Source organism: Pseudomonas sp. 09C 129, assembly GCF_002843625.1.
Classification (GTDB): Bacteria; Pseudomonadota; Gammaproteobacteria; order Pseudomonadales; family Pseudomonadaceae; genus Aquipseudomonas; species Aquipseudomonas chlororaphis.
The window spans coordinates 347645-360829 of the sequence record NZ_CP025261.1 but is presented as its reverse complement, the minus strand read 5'-3'; the positions used below and the strand labels follow the sequence as shown (position 1 = coordinate 360829).

At 62.2% G+C, this 13185-nt stretch carries 9 protein-coding genes and 1 pseudogene; 8 read left to right on the top strand and 2 right to left on the bottom strand.

Annotation, left to right across the window (positions count from 1 at the left end; all coding sequences use genetic code 11):
* Window positions 1–132 precede the first annotated feature (132 nt).
* Both CXQ81_RS01740 and hexR read left to right on the top strand, forming a co-directional pair.
* Window positions 133–2997 carry an EAL domain-containing protein gene (locus tag CXQ81_RS01740; RefSeq protein ID WP_101336325.1) on the top strand — a complete coding sequence of 955 codons (2865 nt, stop codon included), beginning with the start codon at window positions 133–135 and terminating at the stop codon, window positions 2995–2997.
* 237 nt (window positions 2998–3234) lie between these two features.
* Window positions 3235–4101, top strand: coding sequence for a transcriptional regulator HexR (gene hexR / locus CXQ81_RS01735; RefSeq protein ID WP_007927594.1), 867 nt, complete (start codon window positions 3235–3237; stop codon window positions 4099–4101).
* A 31-nt stretch (window positions 4102–4132) separates the two neighbouring features.
* Here hexR and CXQ81_RS01730 read toward each other — a convergent pair whose 3' ends face one another.
* Entirely contained in the window at window positions 4133–4591 is a 459-nt protein-coding gene (locus CXQ81_RS01730) for a hypothetical protein (RefSeq protein WP_101336324.1), read from the bottom strand.
* A 135-nt stretch (window positions 4592–4726) separates the two neighbouring features.
* On the opposite strand from CXQ81_RS01730, the gene CXQ81_RS01725 reads away from it, so the two are divergent.
* Both CXQ81_RS01725 and CXQ81_RS01720 read left to right on the top strand, forming a co-directional pair.
* A complete protein-coding gene (locus CXQ81_RS01725; RefSeq protein WP_101336323.1) occupies window positions 4727–6463 on the top strand; it encodes a hypothetical protein in 1737 nt (578 codons plus the stop codon).
* Between the two features lie 107 nt (window positions 6464–6570).
* Window positions 6571–6783, top strand: coding sequence for a PA3496 family putative envelope integrity protein (locus CXQ81_RS01720; RefSeq protein ID WP_101336322.1), 213 nt, complete (start codon window positions 6571–6573; stop codon window positions 6781–6783).
* Here the strand turns inward: CXQ81_RS01720 and CXQ81_RS01715 are convergent.
* The gene (locus tag CXQ81_RS01715; RefSeq protein WP_028683627.1) at window positions 6725–7687 is read right to left on the bottom strand and encodes a LysR family transcriptional regulator; all 963 of its coding nucleotides are present in this window, start codon (window positions 7685–7687) and stop codon (window positions 6725–6727) included. The two genes, CXQ81_RS01720 and CXQ81_RS01715, sit on opposite strands and share 59 nt — an antisense overlap.
* A gap of 331 nt (window positions 7688–8018) precedes the next feature.
* Here CXQ81_RS01715 and CXQ81_RS01710 point away from each other — a divergent pair, with 331 nt between their 5' ends.
* From CXQ81_RS01710 to CXQ81_RS01695, 4 genes and pseudogenes are all read left to right on the top strand, one after another.
* Window positions 8019–9434 carry an acetyl-CoA carboxylase biotin carboxylase subunit gene (locus CXQ81_RS01710; protein ID WP_062824193.1) on the top strand — a complete coding sequence of 472 codons (1416 nt, stop codon included), beginning with the start codon at window positions 8019–8021 and terminating at the stop codon, window positions 9432–9434.
* A gap of 98 nt (window positions 9435–9532) precedes the next feature.
* Window positions 9533–11341, top strand: coding sequence for a sodium-extruding oxaloacetate decarboxylase subunit alpha (gene oadA / locus CXQ81_RS01705; protein WP_101336321.1), 1809 nt, complete (start codon window positions 9533–9535; stop codon window positions 11339–11341).
* Window positions 11342–11644: 303 nt separating this feature from the next.
* The gene (locus CXQ81_RS01700) at window positions 11645–12919 is read left to right on the top strand and encodes a type II toxin-antitoxin system HipA family toxin (protein ID WP_101336320.1); all 1275 of its coding nucleotides are present in this window, start codon (window positions 11645–11647) and stop codon (window positions 12917–12919) included.
* Window positions 12916–13182 (top strand): annotated as a pseudogene (locus CXQ81_RS01695) (helix-turn-helix domain-containing protein); the annotation flags it as partial. The gene CXQ81_RS01700 and the pseudogene CXQ81_RS01695, both read left to right, overlap by 4 nt.
* Window positions 13183–13185: the final 3 nt, after the last annotated feature.

The following is a 13185-nucleotide window of genomic DNA, read 5'->3' as shown; positions in this document are numbered from 1 at the left end:
CTGGAGGAATTTCGCAGGGATCGGCGCTCGCGCGGATTTGCCGATTTTATGATTCCAGGCAGTTTGGTCCGGGCGGTTGCTTGTGTATGCTCCGGCGACGTTTCGGGCTCAATCATTATAAGAACACTGCCTATGACACTCAGCACTGGCCCGTCCGGACCCTCCGTGGAGCCTCGGGTTGTTCGCAAGCAATACGCCATGGAGATGGCGGTAGAGCGCACGCGCCTGCTTTATCAGGGCTCCCTGTTGCCCACCCTGTTCATGCTGCTCAACGGCCTGGTCTGCGCCTGGCTGCTGTGGAGCCCCGAGCGTTATTGGCTGGTCAGCGTGTGGATGGTCTGGTTGCTGGCCCTGGTCGCCCTGCGGGTGATCCAGGTGGCGGCGTTCGACTCGGCGATTCCCAGCCGCCAGGCGCAACCGGTCTGGCGCCGCATGTTCCTGCTCGGCTCCGCCGTCAGCGGCCTGACCCTGGCCTGCGCCGGCATCGCCCTGATGCCCACCGACAATTTCCTGCAGCAGGCCTGGGTCTTCGGCCTGATCGGCGCGGCGATCCTCTCGGCCAGCGTGGCCTACGCGGTCAGCCTGCCGGCCTTCCTGTCCTTTACCTTGCCCTGCCTGTTGCCGGCGATCGGCTACCTGTTCTGGGGCGGCGACGAGCAGCAGCGCGGCTGGGGCTGGCTGGGGTTGATCCTGCTGGTGTCGCTGAGCGTGGTGGCCTGGCAGGTCAACCGCCTGATCCAGATGGGCTTGCTGCGGCGTTTCCAGAACCAGGCCCTGATCGAACATCTGCAGCAGGCGCAGAGCCGCAGCGAACAGCTCAACAGCGAGCTGCTGCGGGAGGTCGAGCAGCGTCGCCGCGCCGAAGAGCAATTGCGCGAAGCCCAGGTCGGCCTGGAAAGCCGGGTGGCCCAGCGCAGCCTCGAGCTGGATGCGGCCAACCAGGCCCTGAGCAAGAGCGAAGCGCGCCTGGCCCTGGCCCTCAAGGCCAGCCAGCTGGGGCTGTGGGACTGGAACTTGCAGACCGACGAGGTCCATCACAGCCATATCAAGGAGCTGTTCGGCCTGGAGCCGGAGTTCGTGCGGGCGATGCTCAGCCACCTCAAGCCGCTGCTGCATCCCGAAGACCTGCCGCTGCTCAAGCGCGCGCTGGTGGAGCACCTGAAGGGGCGCACCGAGGATTACCTGGTGGAATATCGCGTGCGGCATGCCGATGGCCACTGGGTCTGGATCGAGGACCGTGGCCGCGCCGTGGAGCGCGGCCCAGGCGGGCGGGTGTTGCGCATGGTCGGCACCCGGCGCGATATCAGCGCCAGCAAGCAACAGGAAGAGCAGCGTCGCCTGGCGGCGATGGTGTTCGAGGCGGCCAGCGAGGGCATCGTGATCCTCGACCCCGATTACGTGCTGCTGGCGGTCAATCAGGCGTTCAGCCGGGTTACCGGTTACCAGATCGAGGACATGCTCGGGCGCAATGTGGTCGACCTGCCGTGCAGCCGCGACGCACGGCGGCACTTTCCGGTGATTCATCAAGCCCTCGAACAGCACGGCAGCTGGCAGGGCGAACTGGTGGAGGCGCGCAAGAACGGCGAGCTGTACCCGCAGTGGCTGCAATTGAACGTGGTGCGCGATACGCGGGGAAAGGTCAGCCATATTGTGGGCTTCTTCGCCGATCTGTCGGCGCGGCGCGAATCCGAAGAGCGCATGCGCTACCTGACCCATTACGACGAGCTCACCGGCCTGGCCAACCGTTCGCTGTTTCGCGAACGCTTGCGCGAAGCCCATCAACGGATGCGCCAGGGCGGCCGCAGCCTGGCCCTGGTGCATATCAACCTGGACCGTTTCAAGCTGCTCAACGACAGCCTGGGCCACGACATCGCCGACCAGCTGTTGCAGAAAATGGCGCGGCGGCTGGTCAACGCGCTGCCGGAAGCCGACACCATTGCCCGCTTGTCCGGCGATGAGTTCGCGGTGCTGTTCGATGCCTATGGCAGCCTGTCGAGCCTGACCCGGGTGGCCACCCGCTTGTCGGCGAAGCTGCGTTTGCCGATCACCGTGGAAGGCCATGAGCTGGTGGTCAGCGCTTCCATGGGCATCAGCATGTTGCCCGACAGCGCGCGGGAAATTCCGGCGCTGATCAGCCAGTCGAACATCGCCATGCAACACGCCAAGCACCTGGGCGGCAACAACTTCCAGTTCTACACCGCCAGCCTGCAAGCCAGCACCCTGGAGCGCCTGCAACTGGAGAACCAGCTGCGCAAGGCGGTCGAGGAGCATCAGCTGAAGGTGTTCTACCAGCCGAAACTGTGCCTCGCCACCGGCCGCCTGAACGCCGCCGAAGCCCTGGTGCGCTGGGACCATCCCGACCTGGGCCGGGTGCCGCCGGGGGACTTTATCGGCCTGGCGGAAGAGATCGGGCTGATCGGCCCGATCGGCGAATTCGTCTTGCGCCAGGCCTGCTGGCAAGCCTGCGAGTGGCAGCGCCAGGGGCTGCCGGCGATTCGGGTCTCGGTGAACCTGTCGGTGCATCAACTGCGCCAGGGCAAGCTGGTCAGCCAGGTGCGCAGCGTGCTGGAAGAGACCGGGCTGGCGCCGCACTTCCTCGAGCTGGAGCTGACCGAAAGCCATCTGCTCGACAGCGTCGAACACATCGTTTCCACCTTCCAGCAGCTGCGTGACCTGGGGGTGAAGCTGGCCATCGACGACTTCGGCACCGGTTATTCCTCGCTGAGCTACCTCAAGCGGATTCCGGTGGACTACGTGAAGATCGACCAGGCATTCATCCGCGGCCTGAGCGAAGGCAGCGCCGACGCGGCGATCACCCGGGCGATCATCGCCATGGCCCACGGGCTGTCGCTGAAGGTGGTGGCCGAAGGGGTGGAGCATCCGGAGCAGCTGGCATTTCTCAAGGAGCAGAAATGCGATGAGGTGCAGGGCTACCTGATCAGTCGGCCGGTGGAAGCCGAGGGGCTTGCGGCGCTGTTGCGGGCCGAGACCCTGTAGCCGCTGCCGCAGGCTGCGATCGGCTGCGCAGCGGCCACAAAAGGCCAGGAGTATCTGAAGTTTTTACGAATACCGGCTGCCCGGCTCCAGCAGCTACAAAGAGCAGGCAAGGCTAAAACAGTGGGGCGCAAAGGTGATTCAGTTACGCATTGAGCAGGCAAAAAGCGAATTCATGTAGTATAACTACAAAATTGCTACATCCTTGGGCGTCTGCCCCATAACAATGAGTCCAGCCCTTTGAATCTGTTGCAGCACATTGCCCAATCACGCCATCTCTTGCGCAAGTCGGAGCTCAAGGTCGCCGATCATGTGCTGCTCGACCCTGCGGCTGTGATGCACAGTTCCATGGCCGACCTGGCCCACAGCGTGGGTATCAGCGAGCCGACCATCGTGCGCTTCTGCCGCGCCATCGGTTGCTCGGGGTTCCAGGACCTGAAGCTCAAGCTGGCCCAGAGCCTGGCCGCCGGGGCGAGCTTCGGCCAGTTCGCGATTCATGAAGACGACTCGGTCGCCGACTACAGCCTGAAAATCTTCGACACCACCCTGCACACCCTGATGGAGGTTCGCGAGAAGCTCGATCCGGTGGAGTTGCAACGGGCTGTGACCCTCATGTCCCAGGCCCAGCGCGTGGAATTCTACGGCTTCGGCGCCTCGGGTGCGGTGGCGGCGGACGCCCAGCACAAATTCTTCCGCCTGCTGCTGACCGCGGCGGCCTATTCCGACCCGCATATGCAGGCGATGTCGGCGGTGACCCTCAAGCCCACCGACGTGGCGATCTGCATTTCCCAGTCCGGGCGTTCCAAGGACCTGCTGATCACCGCCAACCTGGTGCGTGAAAGCGGCGCCTCGCTGATCACCCTGTGCCCGAGCCAGACGCCGCTGGCCGAGCTGTCGACCGTCAACCTGGCGATCGACGTGCACGAAGACACCGAAATCTACACCCCGCTGACCTCGCGCATCGCCCACCTGGTGGTGATCGACGTGCTGGCGATGGGCGTGGCCATGGCCCGCGGCCCGAGCCTGGTCAACCACCTCAAGAGCGTCAAGCGCAGCCTTCGCAGCCTGCGCCTGTCGCCCAAGTCGGTAAAAGCCCTGGACGACTGAGCTGCCGGCAGCGCCTGGGTGATCATCCGGGCTAGGGCAGCGCGGCGTCGTCCTGATCCTGGTCATCGAGGTCGTCCGGCTTCACTTCCATCAGGGTGCCCGCCGCGTTTTCGCTGAGGCAGCGCGCCCGGCTCAGGGCCGCGTTGTCCGGCTTGAAATCCAGCAGCCTTTCCGCGGCCAGCAATTGCTCGTCGGCCTCCTCGAGCCGTACCAGTTCCTCGCCATAACCTTCGTAGCAAGTGTCGTCGTCCGACAGATCGTCGATGCGCCGCTGCTTGGCGCTCAGGTTGGCGTGGATCCTTTCCAGCAGATCCTGGTGCTCGGCGATCTCATCGATGATTTCATCGACTTCATCGGGGTCGGCCGCCGCGTCAGGTGCCGGCTCCTGGCTTTGACTGGCAGCGAGGGTGTCCTCCTTGTCTGGGCTGAAGACCGTGGGTTGCCCGGCAGGTGCTTCGCCGGGGAATTTTTCGTGTTCGGGTGTGGCCATGGTGACGCTCTCCAAAAGGAAACAGGAATGGGTTTGTCCAGCTGAGTGTTGCGAGGGCGATAATAGAGAGCGGGCATTTTCCGGTTGACCGGAAATCCGAGGAGGCGGTGTCCATTTTTCAAGGAGCGACAGTCGATGGTCAGGATTCCAGCGTATTTTGAAGTCTTCGAGGTGTTGTGCTGGGGAGCAGGACTGGTGACTTCCACTGCTGATGGCTTTTCCGGGCTCAGGTCCTATGAGGCTAAGCAGAAGCTGTACTTCAGGAAAAACAATGAAGTGGAGCAGGGGCTGCTGCCGGACCTGCTCAGGTACCTGGTGCAGGATGACAAGGCGCTGGCCAGTACGCTCCAGCACTATCTGAGTCAGTACGAGCATATCTTCTCGATATTGAGGTCACGCCCGATCATCACTTACCAGGATTACGCAACGGGAATAGCCCGGTTTCTGGATATCTGGGTACTGCCGCAGCTGGCCGTGCTTCTGCATCGGTTGAGCGGCAAGCTTTCTCCTCAAACGACGCTCCATCATTTCCACGCACTGCTGGTCAGCCACGGTGCCAGCGGTATACGAGCGGCTGCGGTAAAGGCCTATATAAAAAGCCTGGTTCCAGCCACGGTAGAAGCTCCGGATTTTTTCTATGCCCTGGACAAGGTCAGCGATAAATCCCATAAGAAAATCTCCACGATCAACGCTGAAGTCGAAGGCCTGAGGGCAGAGATTTCATCCAGCAAGCTGACCGCAGCAGAGCAGCAGGAGCTGCTGGACACCGTTCGTTGCGCCTATACGGCGGCGACCGCGCTGAGTCGTTTTTCCGAGATGTATGGCTCTGCCCGAATGGACTCGAAGGTCACCCTGGTAGAACGTTTTCGTTACCACTACGAAGCATTCTGCGGGCACCGCGAGCCCGATCGATTGGCTACTTCGCATATCGGGCTGTTCGATGGCTTCATTGCTTCCGGATTGCCGGATGCCAGTGGAAATGGCCATCTTGAGCGCCAGTTCGCTATCTTTTCCCAGCAAGTCGGCGCACGGTCAGTGGAGGCGTTCGAACCCTTGTACCAGCTTGTTCTGGCCACTGAAGAGGAGTACAGGGACCCCGTGGCGATCGAGCAGGCATTCTCGAAGCTGGAGCAGCATCCGGATTACCGGCTGTTCGAGGCCTTTGCGTGGCAGGCGCGTGCCGTCTTGGCATTGGAGAATGGCGAGACTGCCCGGTCCCTGGCGTTTTATCGAAACGTCTTGCCGTACTCGGACAAACAGCAGTTGGGGCATTTGGGGTTCTATGCTGCGTCTTATGTTATTGCGCTCGAGATTTCGCAGGAAAAAACCTTGCCCCACGGATGCCTGAACCCCTTGATCAACAAAAGAATTGAATCTGAACGACAACTCAGTGAGCTGCATGTGGCCCTGCCTACGGTTTTCACTCCATTCAGTGAGCCGCCTGAATGGTCGGCCCCGGTGCAAGCGGTGTTTTCCTCGATCAGGGAGTTCAACAACGATATGTTGGAGCTGACGCGAACTCCCCTGGAGAACCTGTGCAATCCCCTGAAAAAGCTCAACGAGTTCATGGGAGAGTTCTTCAGTTTGCTGGCGTCGGGAAGCGATGAGGCCCAGTTCGGCAAGCTGATCTGCAAGGCCATCAAGGGCAAGGACCGGGGGCGCTCGGTGCTGAGTATGCATACCGCGACGCCTTATGAAGTCTTGCGGGATGAAATCCTGTACGCGCAAACACTGTTCGGTGGCCTCAAGCTGTACTTTCGGCTGAACCCGCACTTGCGTTCCTATCATGAGTTGTCGGATGCCCAGAAGAAAGTCATCTTGAAGGCCTTGAGCCCGGATCGTTACCGGCATGACTCGCAGCAGGTCCGTTGATCATTGCCGGGCAGCCGCAAGCTTCATCGTTCTGTTACCCCAGTGACGTACAACTGTCATCGAGGTGGCGCATCTTGTACTCCCGTACTCGCATTGGGAGACTCGAAATGGCCCGGCCTTACGAAGAGAGCAACAGCGCAGTCAAGACCCGTCGTCAACAGGAAGACCAGCGCCGCATGGAATTTCGCCGCGCGATCGAACATCGCTGTGAGCTGCGCCGTCTGCAGCAGGAAATCAACGACTACCCCGAGCTGGACGCCGTCAATTACTGGCAGGCAGCCTCGGCAGCTTCCCGTCAAAACGTTCAACAAGCCCGCTGATCTGCACCCGTTCGCTGCGGATAAACCCCAGGAACGCATGCGCTACCGGTGACAGGCGTTTAGCCTTGGCCTGCACCAGGCACCAGCTGCGATACAACGGCAGCTCTTCGACCGGCAACTCGACGAGTCCCCCGGTCGCCAACTCAAGGTTCAGGGCGTGGCGCGTCAACAGCGCCACGCCCAGACCCGCCAGCACACACTCGCGCTGAGCCTCGGCCGACGACACTTCCAGGGTCTGGGTGAAGTGCACGCGCTTTTCCTTGAAATATTCCTCGCAGGCCAGGCGCGTGCCCGAACCCTGTTCGCGCACCAGCAGGTTGTAGGGTTCCAGGTCCTGCAGGCGCAGCGGCCCGAGGTGGCACAGCGGATGGTCGGGCGGCGCCACGGCGACGATCGGGTTATTGAGGAACGGCAGGAATTCCAGGCCCATGTCCTGCGGGACCATGGACATGATCACCAGGTCGTCGCGGTTGTCCGAGAGGCGGCGGATCACTTGGCCCCGATTGACCACCGTCAGTTGCAGGTTGACCTCCGGGTGCTGGCGCTTGAAGGCGGCGAACAGGTGCGGCACGAAGTACTTGGCGCTGGATTCCACCGCCAGTTTCAGCTGGCCCTGCAAGGAGCCCTGCATGTCCGACAGTTGCATGTCGAGGTTTTCCAGGCGCCCGAAGATGTCGCGGCTGGCCCGCTGCAGCGCCTCGGCGGCTTCGGTCATATAGAGCTTCTTGCCGACGTAATCGAACAGGGGCTGGCCGATCAGCTCTTCCAGCTGGCGAATCTGCAGGCTGACGGCGGGCTGGGTCAGGGACATTTCGTCGGCCGCCCGGCTGTAGGAGCGCAGATCGCAGACCTCATTGAAAATCTGCAATTGGCGTAATGTCATACGCATCAAGGACTTACGCATTATCTAAGGTCTCGCGCCGAGGGCTGTCGGATCAACTATAAGTCTTTGCTTATGAGCGACCCAATAATTATTGATTTTTGTTAATTCATCGACAGGAATAGTGTGGGCCTGCGACTGGCTTGAAACATTTGGTCACGCGCCGACCCGGTCGAGGGTCTGTACGAAAAGTAGGCGAGCGAAGGTCAGGCAAGGCAAAAACAGGCGAGGAAGCGGAGTTTAGGGACCTAAATGAGCATTCCGAGCCTGTTTTTAACGCAGCATGGCCGAGCGCAGCCACTTTTCGTACAGACCCAGCGGGTTGTTTGTTCCAACGGCTCAAGGGTACCTCCAAGTGATAAAAAAGATCCTGATCGCCAACCGTGGTGAGATTGCCGTACGAATCGTGCGTGCCTGCGCCGAGATGGGCATTCGCTCGGTCGCGATCTTCTCCGACGCCGATCGCCATGCCCTGCATGTGAAGCGCGCGGATGAAGCCCACAGCATCGGTGCCGAACCCCTGGCCGGCTACCTGAACCCGCGCAAGCTGGTGAACCTGGCCGTGGAAACCGGCTGCGACGCGCTGCACCCCGGCTACGGCTTCCTTTCGGAAAACGCCGAGCTGGCGGAGATCTGCGCCGAACGTGGGATCAAATTCATCGGTCCATCGGCTGAAGTGATTCGCCGCATGGGCGACAAGACCGAAGCCCGCCGCAGCATGATCAAGGCAGGCGTGCCGGTCACCCCGGGCACCGAAGGCAACGTCGCCGATATCCATGAAGCCCTGAGCGAAGGCGACCGCATCGGTTACCCGGTGATGCTCAAGGCCACTTCCGGCGGCGGCGGCCGCGGCATTCGCCGCTGCAACAGCCGCGACGAACTGGAACAGGCGTTTCCACGGGTGATTTCCGAGGCGACCAAGGCGTTCGGTTCCGCCGAAGTGTTCCTGGAAAAGTGCATCGTCAATCCCAAGCACATCGAGGCGCAGATCCTCGGCGACAGCTTTGGCAACGTGGTGCACCTGTTCGAGCGCGACTGCTCGATTCAGCGCCGCAACCAGAAGCTGATCGAGATCGCCCCCAGCCCGCAACTGACCCCGGAACAGCGCGCCTACATCGGCGACCTGTCGGTGCGCGCGGCCAAGGCCGTGGGCTACGAGAACGCCGGTACCGTGGAGTTCCTGCTCGCCGACGGCGAGGTGTACTTCATGGAGATGAACACCCGGGTGCAGGTGGAACACACCATCACCGAAGAAATCACCGGCATCGACATCGTTCGCGAGCAGATCCGCATCGCTTCCGGCCTGCCGCTGTCGGTGAAGCAGGAAGACATCCACCACCGTGGTTTCGCCCTGCAGTTCCGGATCAACGCCGAAGACCCGAAGAACAACTTCCTGCCGAGCTTCGGCAAGATCACCCGTTACTACGCGCCCGGCGGCCCCGGCGTGCGGACCGACACGGCGATCTACACCGGCTACACCATTCCGCCGTTCTACGACTCCATGTGCCTGAAGCTGGTGGTCTGGGCCCTGACCTGGGAAGAAGCGATGGACCGTGGCTTGCGCGCCCTGGACGACATGCGTCTGCAAGGGGTCAAGACCACCGCCGCCTATTACCAGGAAATCCTGCGTAACCCGGAATTCCGTAGCGGCCAGTTCAACACCAGTTTTGTGGAAAGCCACCCTGAGCTGACCAACTACTCGATCAAGCGCAAACCCGAAGAGCTGGCCCTGGCCATCGCCGCCGCCATCGCCGCCCACGCAGGCCTTTGAATGCAGCGGCAAGCTGTGAGCGGCAAGCTGCAAGTAGAAGCAGATCGGCTTTTTCTTGCGGCTTGTAGCTTGAAGCTTGTCGCTATGAGGAGATAAGAATGTCCAAGAAGATCTTTGTTACTGACACCATCCTGCGCGACGCCCACCAATCGCTGCTGGCGACCCGCATGCGCACCGAAGACATGCTGCCGATCTGCGACAAGCTCGACAAAGTCGGCTACTGGTCGCTGGAAGTCTGGGGCGGCGCGACCTTCGACGCCTGCGTGCGCTTCCTCAAGGAAGACCCGTGGGAGCGCCTGCGCAAACTGCGCGCCGCGCTGCCCAACACCCGCCTGCAAATGCTCCTGCGCGGGCAGAACCTGCTGGGCTACCGCCATTACAGCGACGACGTGGTCAAGGCCTTCGTCGCCAAGGCGGCGGTCAACGGCATCGACGTGTTCCGCATCTTCGACGCCATGAACGACGTGCGTAACCTGCGGGTGGCCATCGAAGCGGTGAAAGCCGCCGGCAAGCACGCCCAGGGCACCATCGCCTACACCACCAGCCCGGTGCACACCATCGAGGCGTTCGTGGCCCAGGCCAAGCAGATGGAATCCATGGGTTGCGACTCCGTGGCGATCAAGGACATGGCCGGCCTGCTGACCCCTTACGCCACTGGCGAACTGGTCAAGGCGCTGAAGGCCGAGCAATCGCTGCCGGTGTTCGTCCACTCCCATGACACCGCCGGCCTGGCCGCGATGTGCCAGCTCAAGGCTATCGAGAACGGCGCCGACCATATCGACACCGCGATCTCCAGCTTCGCCTGGGGCACCAGCCACCCGGGCACCGAGTCGATGGTCGCCGCCCTCAAAGGCAGCGAATTCGACACTGGCCTGGACCTGGAACTGCTGCAGGAGATCGGCCTGTACTTCTATGCTGTGCGCAAGAAGTACCACCAGTTCGAAAGCGAATTCACCGCGGTCGACACCCGGGTGCAGGTCAACCAGGTACCGGGCGGGATGATTTCCAACCTGGCCAACCAGCTCAAGGAGCAGGGCGCCCTGAACCGCATGAACGAAGTGCTGGCGGAGATCCCGCGGGTGCGTCACGACCTCGGCTACCCGCCGCTGGTGACCCCGACTTCGCAGATCGTCGGCACCCAGGCGTTCTTCAACGTGCTGGCCGGCGAGCGCTACAAGACCATCACCAACGAAGTGAAGCTGTACCTGCAAGGCGGCTACGGCAAGGCACCGGGCGAGGTGGACGAGAAGCTGCGGCGCCAGGCCATCGGCAGCGAAGAAGTGATCGACGTGCGCCCGGCCGACCTGCTGAAGCCGGAAATGACCAAGCTGCGCAATGACATCGGCGCCCTGGCCAAATCCGAAGAAGACGTGCTGACCTACGCCATGTTCCCGGACATCGGGCGCAAGTTCCTCGAAGAACGCGAAGCCGGCACCCTGACCCCGGAAGTGCTGCTGCCGATTCCGGAGGCGGGCGGCGTGACCTCGGCCGGCGGCGAAGGCGTACCGACCGAGTTCGTCATCGACGTGCACGGCGAGACCTACCGCGTCGACATCACCGGTGTCGGCGTGAAGGCCGAAGGCAAGCGCCACTTCTACTTGTCCATCGACGGCATGCCGGAAGAAGTGGTGTTCGAGCCGCTCAACGAGTTCGTCGGCGGTGGCAGCAGCAAGCGCAAGCAGGCCAGCGCGCCGGGCCACGTCAGCACCACCATGCCGGGCAACATCGTCGACGTGCTGGTCAAGGAAGGCGACACCGTCAAGGCTGGCCAGGCGGTGCTGATCACCGAAGCCATGAAGATGGAAACCGAAGTCCAGGCGGCCATCGCCGGCAAGGTCACCGCCATCCACGTGGCCAAGGGCGACCGGGTCAATCCGGGCGAAATCCTGATCGAGATCGAAGGCTGATTTTCAATCCTTCATCGGTAACTGTTTACCTCGGGGGGGCTACGGCCTCCCTTTTTTTTGCCTGTTGCCGGGGCGGCGGGGGGCAATGCGCGTGCCGCTACAGGCGGCTTGAGGGATATTTCCAGGCTGGAACGAGCATCATGTGAATGTATTTTAATGCACTTATTTCGTTCTGGATTTTGTATATCTGCATTACAATACACTTAACTGGCTTATGGCTCATTAAAAGTGCACTAAAATGCAGGTAATAAAGTGCTTCGGCTGACGTTGCAGCTCTACTGCGCAGGGGCATGGAACGACGCCATGACCCTGACCTTCGACAGGCCCGAAGAGGGCTTCGCCAGCCCCTGCCGTTTTGGTTATGTCCAGCAGTACCTGGTGGATAACCTGGAGGCTGTCGCCAGCCCGCTGGCCAGGTCGGTCAGTGCGCAGATCCCATTGGGCTGGGAATCGTGGCGGGAAGAACGAGCCCCGGCCTTTCTCTATGACCTTGCCCCGGCGGCAGCGACCGGGCGCTTCCTGCTGCGCCAGATTGGCCACGAGCGGCCGGACGGCATGGGCGTCGAGTTGTTCCTCTTGAGTCGGTCCACTGCGGCGCCCATCGGCAACCTGCGGATCAAGGAGTCGCTGGCGGGCTTGCGCAGGCGTCCGGCGCTGGGGTTTTCCCGGGACCAGGTGATCGCCCTCGATAATCGCTTTCTCGAGTACGCCCACGAGCAGGGCGCGGCGTTCGGCGGTACTGCGAGCATCGGCGGTGAGGCGCCCAAGCTGCTGCTGAGTCAAAACCGCGAGGGCCTGCTGTACCCCGATGCGCTGCTCGACGACGCCTCGGCGGCGTGCCACTGGTGGGTGAAGTTTCCCCGCAACCCGGCCACGCAGAATGACGGCGACATCCTCAGGAGCGAATTCCACTATTACCGGGCGCTGCAACAGTTGGGCATCGATACGCTGCCGGCCGAGGGCCTGGCCCTGGAAGAAGGACCCAGGCCCAGCCTGTGGATGCAGCGCTTCGACCGTCGGGTAACGCCGGCGGGGGTGGAGCGCCTGGCGGTGGAGTCGATCTATTCCCTGGCGGGGCTGGTGGGCCATGGCCAGGGCATGCGGCACACCGAGGTGCTGGGGATCCTCGCCGAACTGTGGCGAGCCACGGGCCAGGAATCGGCGATCCCCGAGCTGGTGGCGGATTACCTGCGCCGGGACCTGCTCAACAAGATCCTCGGCAACTCGGACAATCATGGACGCAACCTCTCGATCATCCGCACCGACAGTCGGGTGCAGCTGGCGCCGATCTACGATCTGGCACCCACGGTCATGGACGATGAGGGCATTACCCGGACCATCAAATGGCCCGGGCGCATGGAAGTGGCGGGTGACGTGGACTGGCGCCTGGTATGCGCGAGCCTGAAGCCGCTGCTCGACCCTGAAGCCGCCCTGACACGCCTGCGGGAGGATGCCGAACGGCTACGGGCCTTGCCGGACCTGTTGCACGCCAGCGGCTTGCCCGACGCCACCCTGAATCATCCGCGCATTCACTTGCGCCACTTGGACCGACGCCTGCAGGAGTGGGGACTGCGATGAGTACAACCCTGGAAGAACGCGGCGCGCTGATCGACAACATCCAGCAGGAGCTGGCGGCCGGCCGCTTGCCGCTTGGCGATGCGGTCAGGCGCCTGCGCAGCGAAGTCACGGGGCTGCATCAGAGCCAGTTCGCCAGGATGTGCCGGATCTCCCTGCGCACCCTGATCCACATCGAACACGGTGACGGCAACCCGACCCTCAAGTCGTTGAACGCGGTGTTCAAGCCCTTCGGTTTGCAGATGGGGGTGCTGGCCGTGCAGAAAACC